A 21,914-nucleotide genomic window follows, 5' to 3' on the forward strand; every position below is an offset into this window, starting at 1 on the left:
TTACCAGAACTTATTATGCTCGACACTATATTCAAATCCTGCAGACTGCAATTTTCTTACAATCATCTCCTTATTTACATTCATATCATCGCAGAGTTCATCCAATGAAGAGTAACAGTCACGCAATTTCATATTGATGAAGCTGAAAAGTATCATCGGGTCTTTAGGCAATTCCATCTTTCTACTAATACTTATTGATTCCGACTGCAAAATTACAATTATCCGGCTTATCCTATTCCTCCTGAGGACCTATTTTTTCTATCTTTAACGCAACCTTCTCTATAATTTTACTGAGTTCTTCTTCCAGTGGAATGATATTGAAATCTTCCCAGAAATGTTCGTCATACCTAAACTCTTCATCTGCAAGTACAGTACGTGTAGGCAGTCTCTCAGCACGAGGAAAACGGGTTACATTCTCTTTATCTACCAGACAAGTCACCATTTCAAACCAAGTATGCAAGGTCGGATTACTGAAGAAAACACGTTTTCTCTTCATCTTGAAATATAAGTCACCACGAATATGATGGATATAGTAAGTACCATTCCACGGTTTATACGAAATGGTATATACCACCTTCTGTGTAGTCAGGTTCACCTTCTGCGCCTGCCGTACAACAAAGATCCGCGTAGCATCTTTGATGTACTTGGGCTGTATCTCAATGCGAGCCTGTACCAAAGCCCCATTCTCCGAATCAATATACAACGCTCCACAATAGAGAGGCCCCTTGACATCCGGCTTTTGCTCAAAATAAACCACATTGACACATCGGTCGTCAATAAAGGTTATGTCACCCGAAGTATATACATACTGATTATCTCTTGCATCAACCGACAGAAAATCCGGCAAGTCTTTAATAAAATCCAGTTGCAGACAAGCCTGAATACCGGCTCTCATCTTAGCTACCAGACTGTCCGTACTCTCCCGGTTATCAATCCGACTCATCTTTAATAGTTTTACCTGATCGGATGTATTAATCTCCTGCAAAGGAGCTTTATAAACCTTGAAAACCGCTTCTGTCAGACTTTGGAATTTGTTCTTCAACTGGACGCCTTCCCGATAGAAGGTAGTCAAATAAACGGGAGCCAACGAATAATTTTCTTTGCGTCGCTCCACCATTTCTCGCAATAACTTCCTGGGTTCTACCAACCGGATCAACACTTCTTGTAAAGGAACTATTTTGGGTTCCAGACTCAGTACATTATCCCGTCCAATCAGCGTAGCTGCTTCGATATTTTGTGCAACATACCCTAAATGGGAAAAAGAAAGATTGCCACTTTTCAGGGAGTCAGGCAGATGTAGCCTGAACTCCCCATTCTTATTTGTAATATTACCTATTGAAGTGCCTTGAAGAATAACCGATGCATTTACAACGGGGTCTCCCGTTTCTTTATCGCGTAAAGTACCGATTATGGTGAAATAAGCCAGTAGTGGAGGTAGTTCTTCCGAAACTGCTTTCTTCCTCGCAATCTTCTCCACAGGAGGTAGAATTAGGATGTGATGTCCTATCACCTTAAGTTCTAATGACCTATCGCCTATGATTTCATAAATAGCCTGCCGGACCGTACAGTTTTTCCTTTTTGTCTTTACCTCAATATCATTATTCACCACCTTACTGTCATAAACGAAAAGGTAACCGGATTGCTCCGAAACTTTACCCAACAAGGAGTATACGGTTCCTTTCATTCCGGGCAGTCGGATCATACGTTCCAATACATCTCCCCCATCCGCTCTCATACTACAGGTTATGAAGAGCAGCCCTAAAAGGAGAATGAAGAAACGATGAAGTTTCATGATTTATATTGTTAAGTTATCATTCGGATAAAATCAGTTTATCGCCTTCGCGTGAACATTTCAGGTTCAATGCCCAGCAAATGAGCTCTGCCACTGTTTCGGGGGAGTTGTTTTCAAATTCAATAGTCAGTTTCCGTTTATTCAAGACCGACGATGCCGCCTGTATCTGCAAAGTAGGAGCTTCAGCATTCACCACTCGCAGAATATCTTCCAGACATTCATCTTTAAAGCGTATATTCTTTGTATACTGTCTGAACTCATCGGAATCTCCTGTTTCACTCAATTGTAATTGTCGAGCCTGTAAGGTTACGGTTTCCCCAGCATTTACCAGCACACTCTGTCCTCCCTGCTTCAACGAGACCTTCACCCTGCCCCGCTGCACGGATAGCCGGAAAGAGTCATCCTCATGGCTGCGTACATTGAAAGCCGTACCCAGCACTTCTATCCGTACCTTTCCTGTCTCGATCAGAAAGCTTTGTTCATGATTCTTCGCTACATCAAAGAACGCTTCTCCCTGCAAATTCACTTCCCGCTTGTCCGTAGCAAAATGTTCGGGATACCGCAAGGTACTCTCTTGTGCCAGATATACCACAGAGCCATCTTCGAGCGTAGTAACCAGCATGGATGCTTCACGGTTTTCCTGCGTCACCAGATTAAGATTTTCCACCTCACCTCCCGGCACGAACCATAAAGCAGATGCCAGATAGACAAAACCAGCAATTACGGCAGCCGCCAGTGTTCCCCATTTCAAAAGTAGTTTGCGACGCACTACCCGTCCCTGCCCTACCTCTACGAGCAGGCGGTCTTTATCCAAACGGGCATACAACCGTTCCCATGCCTCATCCGTCTTTGTCCTATTTTTATTCACTTCAGTCATTTCGTAAGAATATAATTATCTATTTCGTTTCGTAAGGTACGAAGCGCTTTCGTCATTTCAGCCTCTACTGTCTTAATGGACAGAGATAATGAAGAAGCAATCTCCGCATATTTCTTTCCTTCCATACGATGCATTTCGAATATCTGCAGCCTGCGTACCGGCAGTTTATCAAGAGTATGGCGAATCAGTCCCTGCAACTCTTCATATTCCAATTGCCTGTGGGGATCAGAATCCTGTTCCAAGACATTACCTGCCAATACATACTCGCGATACCGCTCTTTAACTTCCTTATGCTGGCAATATTGTAGAGCTTCATTGCGAACAGCTTTATACAGATAGCTCTTTACAGACTGGAAAATCTGTAAATGCTCCCGGTCCTTCCAAAACACGTAGAACAGTTCCTCCACTATTTCCTCGGCAGCTTCCATCTCCCCCGTAATGCCTGCGGCATACCAGCAAAGAGGGGAATAGTAATGGCGGAAGATCTCCTCGAACGCCTTTATATCGCCCTCTTTTATTTTTGTCAGTATGAAGAGTTCATTCAGCATATCCGGGAATTATTGTTGATCTCCAAATATAAGAAAAACTATCTGAAATCTAACGGGATTGTTTTTTCAATTTGCTCACTGCATGTTCCAGAGACTCTGTGGGTTCAATAATATTATATGCCTTCCAGAAGTCCTCGTTCCAATATACGTCTACCATATCATAGAACACCTGTTTTTCTTTAAAAGCCTTCTTGTATGGAATAGCTGCGAAATCATTCTTTCTATCCGTCACTACCATTTCGGAGAATACTGTATAGCCGGAAGAGAATAAACGCTTTTTCCAGTCGCACTTGAAACGGATTTCATTCCGTATATAATTCAGATAGGTTTTTCCATTCTGCTCTTTATATGTCACCAGATAGGAGACTTCCTGTGGCCTGAATCGTAACCCAAGGGGTTTCTTATGGAGAATCGCTTCTACCGCCTTCACTCTGTTCTGCATATCCAGAGAGAACTCTGCACGGGTGAATGCCAACTTCTCAAAATCGATATAGAGCTTCCCATAGAACAAGGCATACATTAAACTGACTCTGGGACGGAAACTAACTACATATTGCATACGGTTATCCAGATTCACAGGTTCCTCAATATGGAAATCATAGTAATTCAGATTTTCCGGACTCAGCAGTGCATCCCCATTCTTCACAACATCCAGATAAACTGAGAGAGTAGGTCCGCCCACTACTTTGACAGCCAGCGTATCACTTGTCTTTTGACTTAGCAAACGACGTCCCTTCTGTATCTGCACTTTGTCATTGGAGGGTTCACGGTCACTATATGCTGTTTTAGCAACATCTATCACAGCTTCCGATACACTGATATAACGGCGTCTTTTCTGCACTGTCTCCCGATAAAATGCGGTCAGTAAACTCTTATCGGGCGAGTAGTTCACCGGAATCTTCTTGATGGCTTCTTCCACAAGTGCACGGGCATTATTACCAAAGATTACAATCTCACTCAGCAGATTAGGAGCCGGCAGCATCCAAATGGTAAGGTCAGATATATCTTTGTTATCTTTCAGGGAAACCTGGGAATTCAAGTATCCGATATGTGAAACTTCCAATCCCTGAATAGTCTCCGTATCCTTTATCTTCAAAGAGAACACCCCATCTGCATTTGTAACGGTTCCGATGTTCGTACCGGGAACAGATACATTCACATTCTCCAGTTTTCTTTTATTATCCTTATTTTTCACCATTCCCGTGATAGTGAAATAGCTCTCGGCCTCTTCCTGTGCCCACAAAGGTGAAATACCCAATAGCAAAAATGCCATCAACCACCCAACTGTAATTCCAACTAACTTTTTCATCTTCGTATGATTTTAAAGGTGAACAATTTTTTTTTTCTACTTATAAGATCGTCCAGCAAAGAAAAACCCTACAGATTTTGGAAGAAAAAAGTGAGGAAAATATTTCCAGCACAAAATATTTCTGACAGTATCACACGAGTCCGTTTTATTATAAAAGAATACAAAAAGAAGAAATAAGTGATTGCTAATATGAACTTTGATCCTCTACTATTGTTCACATGCGATCAATAAGTAAATTATTCACCTTACAAAACATTTAACAGCTATGAGAACAGTTCATCTGATAGTTATTCATTGTTCCGCAACAAAGGAGAATGAAACTTTTACGGAAATGGAGTTAGAAAAATCACATCGGCAACGTGGACTCAATGGTATTGGTTATCATTATTACATCCGAAGGGATGGAAATATTAAAAGCACACGTCCAGTCCGAAAACCCGGGGCTCACACCCGAGGGCACAATCTTGACAGCATTGCTATATGTTACGAAGGTGGACTTAATCAACGTGGAGTTCCCAAAGATACACGCACGGAATGGCAAAAACACTCCATGATTGTTCTGATAAGGACGCTGCTCACCGACTTTCCCATGTGCCATATTTGCGGGCACCGTGATTTACCCCAGATCCCAGATGATAATTCGCTGATAGAGCCGGAGTCATGGTTGGAAGAATGTCCCTGTTTTGATGCGGCGAGAGAGTATGGTTATTTGAGAGAAGGTGTACCAAGCACTCCCTGATACACCTTCTTTTATCCTATCATTCGTTTCTTCTTAAAACGTATGCACATTCAGCAACTTGTCCACTAGGTATCCATCTGTTGCTGTCAGTTTGAAGGTGACTTTCCGTTTGGCCTTAAGCTTAATGACAAACAGGTCGCTGTCACCTTCAAGCGACTCGTGTTCCCCGATGTTTACGAACGTGGGGTACAATGACTTGGTGCCGTTGGTATGAAGCCTGTCATTAGTCAGGTTTTCCATTTTTTTCATACCTAATGGCTGTATACCTACAAATTCGTAGTCGGCAGGATCGTAAGCTAATGCAAAACTGAGGGCATTCACAAAACGCAGACCGGTGCCTTTCACCAATACCTCAACAAGTTCATCCTTGGCATAAGTTTGTTTCGATGTGCTGATGTCAAGCTTTCCTTCCACCTTCTCACCTCTTATGGCATCAGCACCACCATCCAGTTGCGTAGCAACAACAGAGATATCGTAGGCATCTATCAGACCATTACGATTCAGGTCGCCATTGCTGATATATCCTTCAAAGTCGGCATCGCCACGCCTCAATCCTGTATAGTTAATGTAAGAAGTCAAATCGTTTTCATCAACCAACTTATCATTGTTGATGTCGCCGGGCAGGTAACTTTCCGTTTCAGGTACCCGGAAGACATAAATCTCTTGTCCCGAACCATAATTACCTACAGCCTCGGTAATACTCATCTTGATATAACGAACAGTAGGAGCTTCAGCGAAGGTGAATACTTTCACTTCATTATCACGCTTCCAGTCGAAGGTTCCTGCTTCAGTCCAGTTCTCCTTATCCATACTACAATAAACGGTACCCTTCAGCAACGTTCCGTTTCCTGCATTCTCACGAGGCAAGTAATGGAACTTTTCAACCTGATTGATAGACTTCAAGTCCATAACCAAGTCGAAGGGAACTGCTTTTTCATTGTACTTGGTATGCCATAACTCTCCTTCTTCAAAATCGAACAGACGGCGAAGCGAACGGCCCTGGTTGTCAGCAGTAGTCTCACCCACAATGCCATGTATGGCAAACTCCAACGGATCTTTTTGGGTGGTAGCACTGAATGTTGACCAATCGGAATATCCATCTTTATTCACAGCACGTATCTTAAAGTCATAAGTAGTCTCCACATTCAGACCATCAAATAACAGTTCTGCGTCTTTGATAGTGCTATAGGTCGTACCATTAAGCTCTATTTCGTAATAGTCTGCATTTTGTACTGTATTCCAAGTAGGCTTCAGGGTGTAGGCAGCCGTATTTTCATCAGTTACCTGTGCCTTTGGAGCAACCAGCGAACCCGAGGTTACCAGATAGTTATTCGCCGGTTTAAATACAACCCCCTTTACCTTCAATAGTGTCGGAGCTACCGTAATATCGGAAGCAGCCAACTTGACGAGAAGCTGTGGATTCTTCGTGATAACTTCTTTCTCAAACTCACTGCCCTTGGTAGCAAACTTATTCAGACTGGGCTGGGCATCGTAGAAGTAAACATTTTCTTTCTGAAGATACTCATCCATACTGCTTGCTTCTGTAAGTTTAATCTTGTTCTTACCAATAGTTACCGAAATCTTCTTAGGCTTTTCAGTAACATTGATCCTGAACTCGGTAGCCTTTTCTTTTATAAAACCATTAAAATCACCTTGAGCCGGATGAATAGTAACTATAGCCTCACCTTTAGCGTCGACATTAGATTCAATTAATGTACTTACCCCCTTACCCAAGCGGTATTCTTCAGTCACTCCATCATCGTCATACTCAGTGAATGTGCTCTGCCCATAGGGGTAGAGTTCATATATACGCAGTTTTTTGTCTACTTCGCTGACATTATTATTAGGGAGTGTCATAGGAATAATGGCTCCATTCTTCACAAATACAGGTAATTTCCAGAGTGGTGAAGCATAGTTATTAATAACACGTCCCCCCTGATATACTTCACCGGAGAAGTAATCGACCCATTCTCCTTCAGGGAGATAAATGCCATTACGAATATCATTGCCTTGCTCATCTGCCTTGGTAGCCTGGTAAATAGGCGCCACCAAGAAATAGGGCCCATAAAGGAACTGATATTGCGTAGCCTTACCCAATGTGTAGGTATTGGGATATTGCAAAAACATAGCCCGTATCATAGGCAAACCGTTCACCGATTCTTTGGCAATACTGTAAGCATAAGGCATGATTTCTGATTTCAGCTTCAAATACCATCGATTGATAGAAGTGACCGGTTCGCCCAAAGCATGAGGATACTTTTCATTAGCTCCCCATCCGTCCATATTCAACTGCATGGGTGTAAAGGTTTTCCACTGGAAGTCTCTGGTATTGACTACCGAATTCTTTCCTCCGAAGATACCGTCCATATCAGAACAGATATTAGGATTACCCGACAAACCTGAACCTATATAAGTAGGAATATGAAAACGAATATATTCCCAGACTCCTCCTGTCTGGTCGCCCGACCATATACCGGCATAACGCTGCGTACCCGCCCAACCATCAAGGGAAATAATAAAGGGACGGGCATCATTACCATAGTAAGTCATAATCTGTGCTACGTCTGTAATACCATTCAATCCAAAGGAATATCCGGCACCTACCCAGGCAACATCGGTTTTCAGTACGCGCACGCCTGCATCCCTCACTTCCTTTACAATGTCACGCTGCAACAAGGCACTGATACCTTCCTTTGGATGGAGATCGGACTGTGTCCATAAGCCGATTTCCACACCATTCTTACGAGCATAATCTGTCAGGTTCTTCAAGTTTTGAATGTTACCGTCCAGCGTTTCTGTCTGACCATAACCAGCTCCATAACCATCATTAGGCAACAGCCACCCCAGCGGCATATCATGATTCTTGTATCGGTCTATTACAGCACGCGCCGAAAACTGATAATTATCTTTCTCTCCATTCAACGATTCTTTAATACCACTATTATCTTTTTGACTTTCTTTGTAACGCTTCCCATCCTCAAACAGGATGCCATTTTCGTCCTCTTTCCAATAGTCACGATTATAGGCATTCAGGTGTCCTTGATAGAAACCGAATTTCGGCATCAGTACGGGGTTACCTGTCAACTGGTAATAATCGTTCAGCAAGGATATGGCACCATCATTAACCATAATGAAGATATCAAGATAGTTTGTTTCGTGAAACAGTTTCACAATCCTCTTTTCTTCTCTGCCAAAATCGTAAACCCCTCTTTTAAAAGTGTACCACATCAGGCCGTAACCATTTGTTGACCAATAATATGGATTGGGAGATGCTACTCCCCCATCTGTCCAGCTATTTTGGTTTTCAATAGAAATGGTCTTGCCTTTGTGTGAGAAACGGCCGTTTTGTACACCACCCCCATAAAAATATTCCTGAAGGTCTTCTTTCAGTTTCAAGGTAACTCTTTCTTTATCAAAAAGAACAGGCTCAGCCTCTTCCAGCACAGTAGCTCCAGTTTTGAGGTTTATGACTTTCATCAATGCGGTGCTCTTATCAAACTCTACTTTTATTTTTCCGCTGGTAATCGAGAAAAAGTCACCATTATTTTTAATATCCAATTGAGATACACCTCTACGTGGTTGGTCCACGAGAATTTTAGCTTCAGGCTTTGCTTTCGGATCACGGAGCATCCCACCTGAATTATCCTGGAACACTCTGAAAATATTTTCTCCATAAAAGTCGAGCGTCATACGCTGGTGATTGGAAAACAAGATGTCAACTGTAGTTGGATTGATTTTCACAACATCAACAATTAAAGTTTCTTGTTGCGGTATTCCGGTGTAGTTTTCTTCTACTGCATACGCAGACAGATAAGGCAGCATAAAACATAGGAAGGAAGCAAATACCAATGCTGTCAACTTCCCAGAGTGATTGAGTGATTTCTTCATGTTTTTTCTTTATAAGGTTATGAATGTTTTTCAAGCTAAGAGTATTCGCTATAAGTATGAAAAAGAGGATACTCAAAAAGTAATCTTTCCGAACGCACTTTGCAAAGATACTTAGTTTTTAAACCTATCCGAAATTGTAGACCTAAAATATCGCGCATACTTTAAAAATAAAATAAAGACCAAACTCCAATAAAGAAATCACAACCCTTCAATCGCATATAGACAAAAAAAGAGTTGTAAGTAGTTAACCTACAACTCTTTTCTTATAATATATTATTCGTTTATCTACCGAACTTACTTGACTTCTTCGAAATCTGCATCTTGCACGTTGTCGCCATGCTTACCACTATCCTGAGCACCACCAGCTTGTCCGGCATTCATATCAGGACCAGCCTGAGCACCACCTTGAGCACCGCTCTGTGCATACATTTCAGCACTTGCAGCCTGGAATGCAGTATTCAGTTCTGCCATAGCAGTATCAACAGCAGCCAGATCCTGTGCCTTATGAGCATCTTTCAATTTCTGCAAAGCAGCTTCAATCGGAGCTTTCTTGTCAGCCGGCAGCTTGTCACCCAATTCTTTCAACTGATTTTCAGTAGTGAAGATCATTGAGTCAGCCTGATTCAGCTTGTCAATCTTTTCACGTTCTTTCTTATCAGCTTCTGCATTAGCTTCAGCTTCAGCCTTCATCTTTTCAATTTCTTCTTTGCTCAAACCGCTGGAAGCTTCGATACGGATAGCTTGCTCTTTACCTGTAGCCTTATCCTTAGCAGATACCTTCAAGATACCGTTAGCATCGATATCGAACGTTACCTCAATCTGAGGAACACCACGACGAGCCGGAGCAATACCTGACAGGTTAAACTGACCGATTGACTTATTTTGAGCAGCCATCGGACGCTCTCCTTGCAATACATGGATCGTTACTTCGCTCTGGTTATCAGCAGCAGTAGAGAACGTTTCGCTCTTCTTGCACGGAATAGTAGTGTTAGCATCGATCAACTTAGTCATTACACCACCCAGAGTTTCGATACCCATAGACAGCGGAGTAACATCCAGCAATACCACACCCTTAATTTCATCCGTCAACACGGCCCCTTGTACAGCAGCACCTACGGCTACTACTTCATCCGGATTTACACCTTTAGAAGGAGCTTTACCGAAGAAATCTTCAACCAACTTCTGTACAGCCGGTATACGTGAAGAACCACCTACAAGGATTACTTCGTCAATATCAGAATTGCTCAAACCAGCATCAGACATAGCCTTCTTACACGGTTCCAGACAAGCCTGAATCAAAGTATGAGCCAAAGCTTCGAACTTAGCACGAGTTAAAGTCTTAACCAAGTGCTTAGGTACACCACCTACCGGCATAATGTACGGCAAGTTAATTTCAGTACTTGTAGAAGAAGACAATTCAATCTTAGCTTTTTCAGCAGCTTCTTTCAGACGTTGCATAGCCATCGGGTCCTGAGTCAGGTCGGCACCTTCGTCATTCTTGAATTCATCTACCAACCAAGTGATGATTACCTGGTCAAAGTCGTCACCCCCCAAGTGAGTATCACCGTTTGTTGACAATACTTCGAATACACCGCCACCGAATTCAAGGATAGAGATATCGAATGTACCACCACCAAGGTCAAATACGGCAACCTTCATATCTTTGTTCGCTTTATCGATACCGTAAGCCAAAGCAGCAGCTGTCGGTTCGTTCACGATACGTTTCACTTCCAGACCAGCAATCTGACCGGCTTCTTTTGTTGCCTGACGCTGAGAATCGGAGAAGTAAGCCGGAACGGTAATTACAGCTTCCGTAACTTCTTGTCCCAAATAATCCTCAGCAGTTTTCTTCATTTTCTGAAGAATCATAGCTGAAATTTCCTGCGGAGTATAAAGACGTCCGTCAATATCTACACGCGGCATGTTGTTGTCACCCTTAACAACCTTATAAGGCATACGGGCAATTTCTTTCTGAACCTGATCCCAACTTTCACCCATGAAACGTTTGATTGAGGATACGGTTCTTGTCGGGTTCGTGATAGCCTGACGTTTTGCAGGGTCACCCACTTTGCGCTCACCACCGTCAACGAATGCTACGATAGACGGAGTAGTGCGTTTTCCTTCACTATTTGCAATTACTACAGGTTCGTTTCCTTCGAATACAGAAACACAAGAGTTTGTAGTTCCTAAGTCAATACCAATAATTTTTCCCATGATCTTTAATATTTTATTTGTTATTATTCAAGTTTCAGTCGCCTGCCTTAGCAGCAGACGCCAATAAAAAGACAAACGTCGTGCCAAAATGTTCAGAGAGGTTGTAATTTTATAGGTTGGCAGAAAGGCTGTCAGTTTGGCAGAATATATCTCCTTTTTTCTGTCGAAAATTACCATTTGTTAATCGCTCCTTCAGGTAAAAGCACTACTTTTGTCGGCGAAAAAGCTGAGAGCTACAAGTGACAAGCTACAAGTGCCTTTCGGCATCATAGCGTAGCCACTCGTAGCTCGTAATTTGTAGCTCGTAACTAATATATCATGGAAAGAGATAGCATTGATTTTAAAAACACAGACATCGCGGCACTGTTCCGCAAATTATTACTTCCTACCGTACTTGGAATGATATTTTCTGCATTATTTGTCATTACAGACGGGATATTCGTTGGAAAAGGTATTGGTAGTGATGCCCTGGCAGCAGTAAATATAGTAGCCCCACTCTGGTTATTCTCCACCGGCATCGGATTAATGTTTGGTGTAGGAGCATCCGTTGTGGCATCTATTCATTTATCACACGGAAAAGTAAAAGCTGCCCGCATCAATATCACACAGTCTATAGCTGTATCTTCACTATTGCTGATATGTACCTCTACATTATTTTGTTCATTTGCTCCACAAGTAGTGCATCTTTTAGGTGGTTCTGAGCGCCTGACTCCACTGGCAGTAGAGTATATGCTTTGGTTTGTTCCCTTCTCGGTGTTCACTGCCTTGCTTAACTCGGGAATGTTTTTCCTGCGTTTGGACGGTTCACCCAACTTTGCCATGATGTGCAATGTGGTAGCTGCCGTTCTGAATATCATGCTTGATTACCTCTTTATCTTCCCTTTCGGATGGGGTATGTTCGGTGCAGCCATAGCCAGTGCTATCGGTACTACAGTGGGTGCATTAATGATAATCATCTACCTTTCCCGTCGCAAATGCGCCTTACGCTTTTACCCTGTAAAACTCACTCATAAAAGTATACAGCTGACCCGCCGCAACGTAGGATATATGTGCCGTTTGGGGTCTTCTGCATTCCTGTGCGAAGTAGCTATTGCTTGTATGATGTTCGTCGGAAATATAGTATTTATCCATTATTTGCAGGAAGAAGGTGTAGCAGCGTTCAGCATCGCGTGTTACTTCTTTCCTATTATATTTATGGTGTACAATGCCATTGCACAATCCGCTCAGCCCATTATCAGCTATAACCACGGACTACATGAAACTGCTCGTGTCCGCCGTGCCTACTTGTTGGCGCTGAAAACAGCCATCGGTTGCGGTGCTATTTTTGCATTCATAACCGCCCTGTTCAGTTCAGAAATTGTTTCCATGTTCATCGACCGCAGTTATCCGGCCTATGAGATAGCCAGTAAGGGACTTCCTTTGTATGCTACCGGATTTATTTTCTTTGCCATCAATATCGTATCTATCGGATATTTCCAAAGTGTAGAACGGGCACGCTATGCCACTATCATTACCTTATTACGTGGGGTCGTTCTGCTAACGGCCTGTTTCTTTGTACTTCCTCTGCTCTTTGGCAACCCGGGCATTTGGCTGGCAACTCCTTTAGCTGAGTTACTAACCACCCTTTTCATTCTTATTATTTATATAAGAGCGAAAAGGGAGTGCAAAAAAATATAGTATCTTTGCCACATGGAAACGATGATAAAGAAATTCTGCCAAAGATACAGACTTCCGGAAAAAAGCCTGCATGAACTTTTGTCACACATGACAGAATATCATTTCGGCAAAGGAGAGTTAATTGTGAAAGAGGGAGAACGGAATATCAACTTCTACATTCTTAAGAAAGGTATTTGGCGTGCTTATTATATGATAGACGGAACAGAAAGTTCTCTATGGTTTGCCGGAACAGGTGAAATAGCCTTTTCGTCCTGGGGATATGTCAATAATGAAATTTCACAGGTAAACATCGAATCTGTGAATGAAAGTACTGCTTACTGTATTGCCAAACCAGATTTAGAAGAGCTCTTCAATAGTTCCATAGAGTTATCCAACTTCGGTCGGAAAATCTTTGAACAGGAAATTCTATTCATTGACAGCTACACATTGGCATATGGTACTCCAAGTGCCAAAGAACGTTACCTAACCTTGATGGAAGAGAACCCGGAACTATTGCAATATGTTCCATTGAAACATCTGGCATCGTATCTATACATTACTCCACAGTCATTGAGCAGAATACGGGCAGGATTAAAAAGAAGAAGATAACCCCATAGAACCATTATAGGTTTAACCACTTCTTCCCCTATCAACTCCATACCCGAACCGTACTTACTCCGTACCTGCTCCGTACATTCTCCACTCAGAGGTACCTTTATACGGAGCAGGTACGGAGTAGGTACGGTTCGGGTACGGACCTGATATGTTTCAGGTATGAATCGGACACCATGAAAAAAGATATAAAACAGTACTCATATGGATATAAATCAGATTATTGATCATATAGGCAAACTCCCGGAAACGTCAAAGAATACGTTAAAAGAGATTATTTCTGAAGTTACTTATCCCAAAGGACATATTTTATTTAAAGCAGATAAAGTGGAAACCAAAATATACTTCATCAAGAAAGGTATTGTCCGCGCTTATACAGAGTTAGCTGACAATGAGATTACATTCTGGTTCGGACGCGAAGGCGACACAGTAGTCTCAATGAAAAGTTATGTATCCAACCAAAGAGGCTATGAGAATATAGAGCTTCTGGAGGAATGTGAACTATACGAAATGAAAAAACAATCCTTGCATGAACTATTCAGCAAGGACATACACATTGCTAATTGGGGAAGAGAATTTGCAGAACAGGAACTGTTAAAAACAGAGGAAAGATTTATCGGCAGACAATTCAAAACATCTCTGGAACGTTATAGGGACCTGATGAATCATACTCCAGATCTGTTGCAAAGAGTACAATTAGGTTATATAGCTTCTTACCTTGGCATTACCCAAGTCAGCTTAAGCCGTATCCGGGCCAAATTCAGGTAAATCACTTTTTATCATTTGTTAAATAACAAGTCAAAACAATTCATGAACTTTGCACAAAAAAACGAAAGTTATGAGTTGGATATATTTGATTGTAGCCGGATTGTTCGAAGTAGCATTTACATCGTGCATGGGCAAGGTAAAAGAAACAACAGGCAGTGAAATGTACTGGTGGTTCACCGGTTTCTTAATATCTATGAGTATAAGCATGTTCTTACTGATAAAAGCAACACAAACCCTGCCTATTGGTACGGCTTATGCAGTGTGGACGGGAATAGGTGCAGTGGGAACTGTATTAGCAGGCATACTGATATTCAAAGAGCCTGCTACCGTATGGAGATTACTTTTCATTGTAACGTTGATCGGTTCGATCATCGGCTTAAAAGTTGTTTCTCATTAAAACTAAAAAACGGGATGCCAATTAGATATTGACATCCCGTTTTTCTATATTCAGTTTTTACGGATTACTTCTTCACCAACACCATCACCAGCGTATTGTCTGCATCATAAAGTCCGATACCGCCGCCTGCCAGCTTACCGAAAGACTTTACTTCATTCAGCGCTTTCATCACACGACCTTCTACTTCCATATCCGGACAAGCCATCATCGTACTGATAAGCTGCGGGAAAGAGATAGCAGAGGAATTCTCATTATCTGCAACAAATCCACCGTTAATAAGATTACAACCGGCATTACCGTGTATTCTCTTCTCTGAAAGATTAAATTCAATGAACGGTTGCTTCTCCATACCTTCGGGAATGGCCTGACCACCGGCTTCAGAAATCATCCACTTACCACTCAAATCTGATAATTTCACAGTAGAAGCTTTCTTTTGTAATACAATAATAGGGCGATTAGACGAACCGCACAAGGCAATGTTCTCCTTGCCCAGTTTTTTATATTTTTTCACTTGTCCTAAAGCAGACAAAACGTTTTGTTCCAAGGCCATATCCGGACAAGCCATGCGTGTGCTTGCCATGGCACCGAGATCAATTGTACCAGGTTTAGCATTCACATCAAACGAACCCATCATACGATTGCAACCACTGTTACCGAATACTTTTCCGGTAGCTGTATCAAAACCGATAAAAGGGAATTCCTGATTAGGAGCAGGCACTACAGCAGCACCATTTATTTCAATAATATTCCATTCACCACTGATGGAGGATAGTGTCGCAGCATCCTTGGACGAGCGACAAGATGACAGAGCTACCAAAGCCCCTGCCATACAGAAAGAAAACAAAACTTTCTTCATTGTTATTCGTTGTTTAAGTTAATTTTACGGGGCAAATATAGTGCAAACTAGGCTTATAAGCAAATTTATTTGCATGATGCCAAGGTATAGCCTATATTCATAGTAAGAAAATATATGTAAAATAACCCAAATACAAGCAGTTTGTTTAGAAATAGAGGCTTTTTCTAAAAAGTATTTAGTAGGATTTTAATGTTTATCTGCGAATTAAACCCTATATTTGCTCACCAATAAAAAAGAAGTTCCCCGTCAAGGGAAACATACTTTTTATCATGAAATGGAGACGGAAAGATTCCGTCCTTTAGTTTATAATTTGTAACTCGTAATTTGTTATTAAAAGAAATGGGTAAAGTTCTTATTATCGGTGCAGGCGGTGTAGGTACCGTCGTTGCACACAAGGTGGCTCAAAATCCGGATGTATTCACTGAGATTATGATTGCCAGCCGCACAAAGTCCAAATGCGACGCTATCGTAAAAGCAATCGGTAACCCTAACATACAGACCGCACAGGTGGATGCCGACAATGTAGATGAACTGGTAGCTCTCTTTAATAGCTTCAAACCCGAAATCGTCATAAACGTAGCACTCCCTTATCAGGATCTTACCATTATGGAAGCTTGCCTCAAAAGCGGAGTTAATTACCTGGACACCGCCAACTATGAACCAAAAGATGTGGCTCACTTTGAATACAGTTGGCAATGGGCATACAAGAAACGTTTTGAGGATGCCGGATTGACCGCTATCCTGGGTTGCGGTTTCGACCCGGGTGTAAGTGGCATTTATACTGCCTATGCTGCCAAGCATTATTTTGATGAAATGCAGTATCTGGATATTGTAGACTGTAATGCAGGCAATCATCACAAGGCATTTGCCACGAATTTCAATCCGGAAATCAACATCCGTGAGATCACACAGAACGGACGTTATTACGAAAATGGAGAATGGGTAACTACTCAACCTCTGGAAATCCATAAAGATCTGACGTACCCGAATATCGGACCACGTGACTCTTATCTTTTATATCACGAAGAATTGGAATCTTTGGTGAAAAACTTCCCAACCATTAAACGTGCACGTTTCTGGATGACTTTCGGTCAGGAATATCTGACTCACCTGCGAGTAATCCAAAATATTGGTATGGCGCGCATCGACGAAGTGGATTATAACGGAGTGAAGATTGTTCCGTTACAATTCCTGAAAGCCGTATTGCCCAACCCGCAAGACCTGGGTGAAAATTACGAAGGAGAAACTTCCATCGGTTGCCGTATCCGTGGTCTGAAAGATGGTAAAGAACGCACTTACTACGTTTACAATAATTGCAGCCACCAGGAAGCCTATAAGGAAACCGGTATGCAAGGGGTAAGCTATACAACAGGTGTTCCTGCCATGATAGGTGCCATGATGTTCCTCAAAGGACTATGGAAGAAGCCGGGGGTATGGAACGTGGAAGAGTTTAATCCGGACCCGTTCATGGAACAATTAAACAAACAAGGATTGCCGTGGCATGAGGTGTTTGATAAAGATTTGGAAGTATAAATCTTCATTCTTATTTTTTTATTTTTAAATTTAAATGCACTATGCAAGTCGGAGATAAAGCGCCCGAAGTACTGGGCATCAATGAAAAAGGCGAAGAAATCCGCCTCAGCAACTATAAAGGAAAAAAGATAGTTCTTTATTTCTATCCTAAAGATATGACTTCGGGATGTACGGCACAGGCCTGCAACCTGCGCGATAACTATTCTGAACTACGCAAAGCCGGTTACGAGGTAATTGGTGTAAGCGTGGATAATGAAAAGTCGCACCAGAAATTTATAGAGAAAAATGATCTACCCTTTCCGCTGATTGCAGATACGGACAAGAAACTCGTAGAGCAATTCGGAGTATGGGGAGAAAAGAGTATGTACGGACGTAAGTATATGGGTACTTTCCGCACCACCTTCATTATAAATGAAGAAGGAGTGATAGAGCGAATTATCACGCCGAAGGAAGTAAAAACCAAAGACCACGCCGCACAAATCCTGTAAGGTACGATTTGAAGATTTACGATTGAAGTTAGATATTGTGAGGTAGACTAAAATCGTAAATCGCTAAATAAATATCGTAAATAGTAGAATTGTAAATAAACTAATTTGAATCGTAATTCGTAAAATCGTAAACATAAAGATGGCAAAGAAAGACGAACTTAATTTTGAGAACGAAAATAAAATAGCACCAAGCGAAAAGCTGAAAGCTTTGCAGGCAGCTATGGACAAGATAGAAAAGAGCTTCGGCAAGGGTTCTATCATGAAAATGGGAGACGAAAGCGTCGAACAAGTAGAAGTAATCCCCTCAGGCTCTATCGGACTGAATGTAGCACTCGGCGTTGGCGGCTATCCCCGCGGACGTATTATTGAAATTTATGGTCCGGAATCTTCCGGTAAAACGACTCTGGCTATCCATGCCATTGCCGAAGCACAAAAAGCAGGTGGCATTGCCGCATTCATTGATGCAGAACATGCATTCGACCGTTTCTATGCTGCCAAGTTGGGTGTAGATGTAGACAACTTATTGATTTCTCAACCGGACAATGGAGAACAAGCTCTAGAAATTGCAGAACAGCTGATCCGTTCTTCTGCAATCGATATTATCGTTGTAGACTCTGTAGCTGCTCTGACTCCAAAAGCTGAAATCGAAGGTGACATGGGTGACAATAAGGTTGGTTTGCAAGCCCGTCTGATGTCTCAAGCATTGCGTAAACTAACAGCAGCCGTAAGCAAGACACGTACCACATGTATCTTCATCAATCAGTTGCGTGAAAAGATTGGCGTTATGTTTGGTAATCCTGAAACAACTACTGGTGGTAATGCCTTAAAGTTCTATGCTTCGGTACGTCTGGATATTCGCGGAAGTCAGGCTATCAAGAATGGTGACGAAGTATTAGGCAAGCAGACTAAAGTAAAAGTAGTAAAAAACAAAGTGGCACCTCCTTTCCGTAGAGCAGAATTTGATATCATGTTCGGTGAAGGTATTTCCCGCGCCGGTGAAATCATTGATCTGGGTGCAGATTTGGGTATCATCAAGAAAAGCGGTTCCTGGTTCAGCTATAATGAAACGAAACTGGCACAGGGACGTGATGCAGCCAAACAAGTGGTTGCCGATAATCCGGAACTGGCAGAAGAACTGGAAGGATTGATTTTCGAAGCACTTAGAAAAGACAAATAATTTCACAATAAAGGGGGGAACCGGAATCGGCTCCCCCTTTCAACAAACTATTTACACCTATCAGCAGATGGCCTCATTCCAAGTCTTCCAAACGCTTTTCCAGCATCTCCATGCTTTCCTCAAATCGTTTCCAGGTATCGGCATCCATCTGTTTCTTTAAATATTCGCTATCTTTCAATTTACCTAAGTCTTTCAAACTCTTCAATCCTTTCAGGCTTTCCAGGCTTTTTAAGCTTTCCAGACTCTTTAAACCTTCCAAGCCTTGTAAACCCTCTAATCCTTGCAAACCATTCAAAACGCCCAAATCGGCCAAATCAAGAGTACCATCTACGATACGATATACATTCCCTCCCTCATTCATACTTGTATTCTGATACATCATGATATTCTGAATATCCTTTAAAGTCATTTCGCCTTCCAGATAAACAAACTTCAAGTTGGCAGCACCATCAATAATCATAATCAGCTCTTTTACTTTATCCCCTTTCCTATTAATATAAAATTCGGAACTGGATACGGTACCTTTCTGCTTCATCAGCAACTCATATTTAGAGGACTGCACCAATGCACGCAAATCCTTACGCATGTCTTTCTTGATATTGCTATCCATCGTAGAAAGAATCTGCACACAATCCAACTTACCGGATACCTTTCCTATATAGATATCTTTCGTAAACAGGTTAGGATTCATTTCAATCATTGCCTTTGAGATATAAACGGAAGAGACACCTTTCATATCATTGTAGGTGTTGAATATATTTTTCTGCGCTTGGCAGAGCAGGGGTAACATTAGCAGCACACCTGCCAATAAAATTTTGTTGAGTTTCATAATCATTTATCTTTGTATTTCTTTTTTTATTTCCTGATTTACTTTCTTCATATCAACCTGCGTCTCCTTCACCTGAGCAATGCCTTGGTTCAGATTGGTGGAAACTTCCATTAAAGTAGCTTGCAGCACCTGATAGGCTTCTTCCGGATCAGAGAATGTATCTTGCGGTGTAGGCGGACACACACCTCTTCCGATATTTTCAACCCCATATCCTATGCCGATAATCACCAATATGGTAGCTGCAACACTTCCAATCCACCGCCAGTTGCGTTTGGACTTGTTAGGACTGAAGAACCGTTGCTCTTCCTCAGCCTTTTCATCAATCAGCAGGCTTAGTTTATCCCCCAGCCCCTCAGGAACTTCCACATCTCTATCTGCGTCTTGGTAAAGGCTAAGAAAAATTTCTTTATCCTTCTGCAGATGTTCAGGTACTTCCGTTGTTCTGAAATAATCTCTCAACGCCTCTTCCTGGCTCTCGGTAGTGTTCCCCTCGTAAAACTCGGCGAGCAGCCTTTCAATTTCCTCGACTTTCATAGTTATTCCATTTATTAAATTCCTCACGTATTCTTTTCCTCGCCCGAGACAGCAGTACACGGACATTTGTAGAATTCAACCCGGTCACTTGTTCTATCTCTTCGTAAGAGCATCCTTTGACGTCACGCAGATTCACAATCCGTTGCTGCTGTTCGGGCAAGTGGGCAATGATATCTTTTACTTGCCGTACTTCATCGCGCACTTCCAGGTTATCACTTTGAGAAATATCCTGCACAGCAGTTAATTCTACCGTCTGCTTGGATAAGACATATTTTCCTGAACGAAGCAAATCAAAGCACATATTCTTTACCAAAGTGACACTGAACGCTTCCGGATTGCTGATAACCGTCAATCCTTCTCGCTTATCCCATAGCTTCAGATAGGCTTCCTGAACCAGATCCTCCGCATCGGCCGCATTCTCCAGTAGCCGATAGGCTACACAGTACAGCTTGCGGTGGTAAGGCAGAAACTCATTTTTAAAACTTTCAGCATCCATGGGCTTTTTCTGTATCTCAATCCTGTTATTTCTTGTATCTATTTGTCAGACGTAAAGGAACGGAACTTTGTTACAAAGAAAATGAATTTTATAAAAAAAATGCGGCAAAAGAAAAAAACTTCTGCCGCACACCTTATTAATAAGTGGTTTCTTTAGAACCAATAAATATATGCCAGAGTACTTACACTGATTGTAATCCATAGCAACACACCTTGAATAAGCGGTTTGATACCCACTGCCTTTAATACATCACGCGAAAGGGAAGCTCCAATAAAGAACAGAGTGATAGTCAATGTCTTTCTGGCCAAACTATTAATTCCCTCTCCTATCATAATTCCGGTTTCCGAGGAACTCAACACATACGTATTGAATACCATAGCCAGAATGAAGAAGAAAATAAACCAGGGAATACTGATTTTCTGTCCCTTACTCTTAAAGACGAAAGAAGTAATCAATGCCAGAGGAATAATCCACAAAGCACGTGTCAATTTAATAGTAGTAGCTATTTGCAGCGCTTCTTCGCCATAAGCAGCACCGGCACCCACTACAGAACTCGTATCATGTATAGCAATTGCTGCCCATGTTCCAAATTCCTGCTGGCTCATATCCAGGGCATGGCCAATAACCGGAAAGATAAACAGTGCAATAGCGTTCAGAATAAAGATAGTTCCTAATGCTACGGACATCTCTGTATCTTTCGCTCTCAACACAGGACCTACTGCGGCAATGGCACTACCGCCACAAATAGCCGTACCGGAACTGATAAGATAGGAAGTATCACGATCTACTTTTAAAAATTTACGACCGATAAACCAACCGATAAGCATGGTACCCACTACTGAAATAATAGTGAACTCCATTCCTTCTTTGCCGGAAGCCAGAGATGCCTGGAGATTCATTCCGAAACCCAGTCCTACCACTGAATATTGCAAAAGATATTTAGATACTTTCTTATTGAACTTTGGATGTGCCTGCCCACTCGACAAAGCAAAAATTAATCCCAGAAACAAGGCGACAGGAGGTGTCACCCAAGTAGAATAACCGGGAATATAATCCAATAATAAGAAAGCTGATAAAAGCACTACTAAAGACACATAAGTAATTTTGTTCTTCCGTTGAAGATATGCCAGAGTACTTACACTCGCAGTTTGAATTGAAGCCATAATTTTTCTTGTATATCAATATTTATATTATTTCTGTT

Annotated in this window: 19 protein-coding genes and 1 pseudogene; 8 read left to right on the plus strand and 12 right to left on the minus strand. The window is 41.8% G+C overall.

Annotation, left to right across the window (positions count from 1 at the left end; translation table 11 throughout):
* From DW036_RS19455 to DW036_RS19475, 5 genes are read right to left on the minus strand one after another with little or no spacing between them, the layout of a single operon-like run.
* Positions 1 to 177, minus strand: a complete 177-nt coding sequence (locus tag DW036_RS19455; RefSeq protein WP_118465857.1) for a DUF4250 domain-containing protein — start codon at positions 175 to 177, stop codon at positions 1 to 3.
* Positions 178 to 232: 55 nt separating this feature from the next.
* On the minus strand, positions 233 to 1,792 hold the full coding sequence (locus DW036_RS19460; protein WP_118465858.1) for a carboxypeptidase-like regulatory domain-containing protein: 1,560 nt from the start codon (positions 1,790 to 1,792) through the stop codon (positions 233 to 235).
* A 19-nt stretch (positions 1,793 to 1,811) separates the two neighbouring features.
* Entirely contained in the window at positions 1,812 to 2,669 is an 858-nt protein-coding gene (locus DW036_RS19465; RefSeq protein ID WP_118465859.1) for a FecR family protein, read from the minus strand.
* Positions 2,666 to 3,217 (minus strand): RNA polymerase sigma-70 factor, encoded by a 552-nt coding sequence (locus DW036_RS19470; RefSeq protein WP_118465860.1) that lies wholly within the window; start codon positions 3,215 to 3,217, stop codon positions 2,666 to 2,668. The genes DW036_RS19465 and DW036_RS19470 overlap by 4 nt, the downstream gene beginning before the upstream one ends.
* Before the next feature lie 49 nt (positions 3,218 to 3,266).
* The gene (locus DW036_RS19475; RefSeq protein WP_118465861.1) at positions 3,267 to 4,526 is read right to left on the minus strand and encodes a carboxypeptidase-like regulatory domain-containing protein; all 1,260 of its coding nucleotides are present in this window, start codon (positions 4,524 to 4,526) and stop codon (positions 3,267 to 3,269) included.
* 265 nt (positions 4,527 to 4,791) lie between these two features.
* Here DW036_RS19475 and DW036_RS19480 point away from each other — a divergent pair, with 265 nt between their 5' ends.
* Positions 4,792 to 5,265 (plus strand): N-acetylmuramoyl-L-alanine amidase, encoded by a 474-nt coding sequence (locus DW036_RS19480; protein ID WP_118465862.1) that lies wholly within the window; start codon positions 4,792 to 4,794, stop codon positions 5,263 to 5,265.
* Between the two features lie 33 nt (positions 5,266 to 5,298).
* On the opposite strand, the gene DW036_RS19485 is transcribed toward DW036_RS19480, so the two are convergent.
* Together DW036_RS19485 and dnaK are read right to left on the minus strand one after the other, a co-directional pair.
* Complete coding sequence (locus tag DW036_RS19485; RefSeq protein WP_118465863.1) at positions 5,299 to 9,153, minus strand: TIM-barrel domain-containing protein; 3,855 nt, start codon at positions 9,151 to 9,153, stop codon at positions 5,299 to 5,301.
* Positions 9,154 to 9,447: 294 nt separating this feature from the next.
* A complete protein-coding gene (gene dnaK / locus DW036_RS19490; protein ID WP_118465864.1) occupies positions 9,448 to 11,367 on the minus strand; it encodes a molecular chaperone DnaK in 1,920 nt (639 codons plus the stop codon).
* 318 nt (positions 11,368 to 11,685) lie between these two features.
* Between dnaK and DW036_RS19495 the strand changes: the two are divergent.
* The 4 genes and pseudogenes from DW036_RS19495 to DW036_RS19510 all read left to right on the plus strand — a co-directional run bounded on the left by DW036_RS19495 (position 11,686) and on the right by DW036_RS19510 (position 14,800).
* Positions 11,686 to 13,118, plus strand: a pseudogene (locus DW036_RS19495) (MATE family efflux transporter).
* A complete protein-coding gene (locus DW036_RS19500; protein WP_118465866.1) occupies positions 13,057 to 13,632 on the plus strand; it encodes a Crp/Fnr family transcriptional regulator in 576 nt (191 codons plus the stop codon). Before DW036_RS19495 ends, DW036_RS19500 begins: the two are co-directional and overlap by 62 nt.
* A 207-nt stretch (positions 13,633 to 13,839) precedes the next feature.
* Entirely contained in the window at positions 13,840 to 14,403 is a 564-nt protein-coding gene (locus DW036_RS19505) for a Crp/Fnr family transcriptional regulator (RefSeq protein WP_118465867.1), read from the plus strand.
* A gap of 70 nt (positions 14,404 to 14,473) precedes the next feature.
* The gene (locus DW036_RS19510; RefSeq protein WP_118465868.1) at positions 14,474 to 14,800 is read left to right on the plus strand and encodes a multidrug efflux SMR transporter; all 327 of its coding nucleotides are present in this window, start codon (positions 14,474 to 14,476) and stop codon (positions 14,798 to 14,800) included.
* Positions 14,801 to 14,864: 64 nt separating this feature from the next.
* On the opposite strand, the gene DW036_RS19515 is transcribed toward DW036_RS19510, so the two are convergent.
* The gene (locus tag DW036_RS19515) at positions 14,865 to 15,656 is read right to left on the minus strand and encodes an META domain-containing protein (protein WP_118465869.1); all 792 of its coding nucleotides are present in this window, start codon (positions 15,654 to 15,656) and stop codon (positions 14,865 to 14,867) included.
* A gap of 339 nt (positions 15,657 to 15,995) precedes the next feature.
* Between DW036_RS19515 and DW036_RS19520 the strand changes: the two genes are divergently transcribed.
* The 3 genes from DW036_RS19520 (at position 15,996) to recA (ending at position 18,854) form a co-directional block, all read left to right on the plus strand.
* Entirely contained in the window at positions 15,996 to 17,189 is a 1,194-nt protein-coding gene (locus tag DW036_RS19520; RefSeq protein ID WP_118465870.1) for a saccharopine dehydrogenase family protein, read from the plus strand.
* A 41-nt stretch (positions 17,190 to 17,230) separates the two neighbouring features.
* A complete protein-coding gene (gene bcp / locus DW036_RS19525) occupies positions 17,231 to 17,677 on the plus strand; it encodes a thioredoxin-dependent thiol peroxidase (protein WP_118465871.1) in 447 nt (148 codons plus the stop codon).
* A 139-nt stretch (positions 17,678 to 17,816) separates the two neighbouring features.
* A complete protein-coding gene (recA, locus tag DW036_RS19530) occupies positions 17,817 to 18,854 on the plus strand; it encodes a recombinase RecA (RefSeq protein ID WP_022391543.1) in 1,038 nt (345 codons plus the stop codon).
* 73 nt (positions 18,855 to 18,927) lie between these two features.
* On the opposite strand, the gene DW036_RS19535 is transcribed toward recA, so the two are convergent.
* The 4 genes from DW036_RS19535 to DW036_RS19550 form a co-directional block, all read right to left on the minus strand.
* Positions 18,928 to 19,683: a DUF4252 domain-containing protein gene (locus tag DW036_RS19535; RefSeq protein WP_044533869.1), complete on the minus strand. Its 756-nt coding sequence runs from the start codon at positions 19,681 to 19,683 to the stop codon at positions 18,928 to 18,930.
* A 6-nt stretch (positions 19,684 to 19,689) separates the two neighbouring features.
* Positions 19,690 to 20,217, minus strand: coding sequence for a hypothetical protein (locus tag DW036_RS19540; protein WP_118465872.1), 528 nt, complete (start codon positions 20,215 to 20,217; stop codon positions 19,690 to 19,692).
* The gene (locus DW036_RS19545; protein ID WP_118465873.1) at positions 20,198 to 20,713 is read right to left on the minus strand and encodes an RNA polymerase sigma factor; all 516 of its coding nucleotides are present in this window, start codon (positions 20,711 to 20,713) and stop codon (positions 20,198 to 20,200) included. Before DW036_RS19545 ends, DW036_RS19540 begins: the two co-directional genes overlap by 20 nt.
* Positions 20,714 to 20,865: 152 nt before the next feature.
* Positions 20,866 to 21,876, minus strand: coding sequence for a YeiH family protein (locus DW036_RS19550; RefSeq protein ID WP_118465874.1), 1,011 nt, complete (start codon positions 21,874 to 21,876; stop codon positions 20,866 to 20,868).
* Positions 21,877 to 21,914: the final 38 nt, after the last annotated feature.

The organism is Bacteroides sp. AF39-11AC (genome assembly GCF_003474285.1).
Taxonomy (GTDB): domain Bacteria; phylum Bacteroidota; class Bacteroidia; order Bacteroidales; family Bacteroidaceae; genus Bacteroides.

Coding starts and splice junctions, on each gene's coding strand:
- DW036_RS19455 (WP_118465857.1), bottom strand. CDS start 177: ATGGAATTGCCTAAAGACCCGATGATACTTTTCAGCTTCATCAATATG.
- DW036_RS19460 (WP_118465858.1), bottom strand. CDS start 1,792: ATGAAACTTCATCGTTTCTTCATTCTCCTTTTAGGGCTGCTCTTCATA.
- DW036_RS19465 (WP_118465859.1), bottom strand. CDS start 2,669: ATGACTGAAGTGAATAAAAATAGGACAAAGACGGATGAGGCATGGGAA.
- DW036_RS19470 (WP_118465860.1), bottom strand. CDS start 3,217: ATGCTGAATGAACTCTTCATACTGACAAAAATAAAAGAGGGCGATATA.
- DW036_RS19475 (WP_118465861.1), bottom strand. CDS start 4,526: ATGAAAAAGTTAGTTGGAATTACAGTTGGGTGGTTGATGGCATTTTTG.
- DW036_RS19480 (WP_118465862.1), top strand. CDS start 4,792: ATGAGAACAGTTCATCTGATAGTTATTCATTGTTCCGCAACAAAGGAG.
- DW036_RS19485 (WP_118465863.1), bottom strand. CDS start 9,153: ATGAAGAAATCACTCAATCACTCTGGGAAGTTGACAGCATTGGTATTT.
- dnaK (WP_118465864.1), bottom strand. CDS start 11,367: ATGGGAAAAATTATTGGTATTGACTTAGGAACTACAAACTCTTGTGTT.
- DW036_RS19500 (WP_118465866.1), top strand. CDS start 13,057: ATGGAAACGATGATAAAGAAATTCTGCCAAAGATACAGACTTCCGGAA.
- DW036_RS19505 (WP_118465867.1), top strand. CDS start 13,840: ATGGATATAAATCAGATTATTGATCATATAGGCAAACTCCCGGAAACG.
- DW036_RS19510 (WP_118465868.1), top strand. CDS start 14,474: ATGAGTTGGATATATTTGATTGTAGCCGGATTGTTCGAAGTAGCATTT.
- DW036_RS19515 (WP_118465869.1), bottom strand. CDS start 15,656: ATGAAGAAAGTTTTGTTTTCTTTCTGTATGGCAGGGGCTTTGGTAGCT.
- DW036_RS19520 (WP_118465870.1), top strand. CDS start 15,996: ATGGGTAAAGTTCTTATTATCGGTGCAGGCGGTGTAGGTACCGTCGTT.
- bcp (WP_118465871.1), top strand. CDS start 17,231: ATGCAAGTCGGAGATAAAGCGCCCGAAGTACTGGGCATCAATGAAAAA.
- recA (WP_022391543.1), top strand. CDS start 17,817: ATGGCAAAGAAAGACGAACTTAATTTTGAGAACGAAAATAAAATAGCA.
- DW036_RS19535 (WP_044533869.1), bottom strand. CDS start 19,683: ATGAAACTCAACAAAATTTTATTGGCAGGTGTGCTGCTAATGTTACCC.
- DW036_RS19540 (WP_118465872.1), bottom strand. CDS start 20,217: ATGAAAGTCGAGGAAATTGAAAGGCTGCTCGCCGAGTTTTACGAGGGG.
- DW036_RS19545 (WP_118465873.1), bottom strand. CDS start 20,713: ATGGATGCTGAAAGTTTTAAAAATGAGTTTCTGCCTTACCACCGCAAG.
- DW036_RS19550 (WP_118465874.1), bottom strand. CDS start 21,876: ATGGCTTCAATTCAAACTGCGAGTGTAAGTACTCTGGCATATCTTCAA.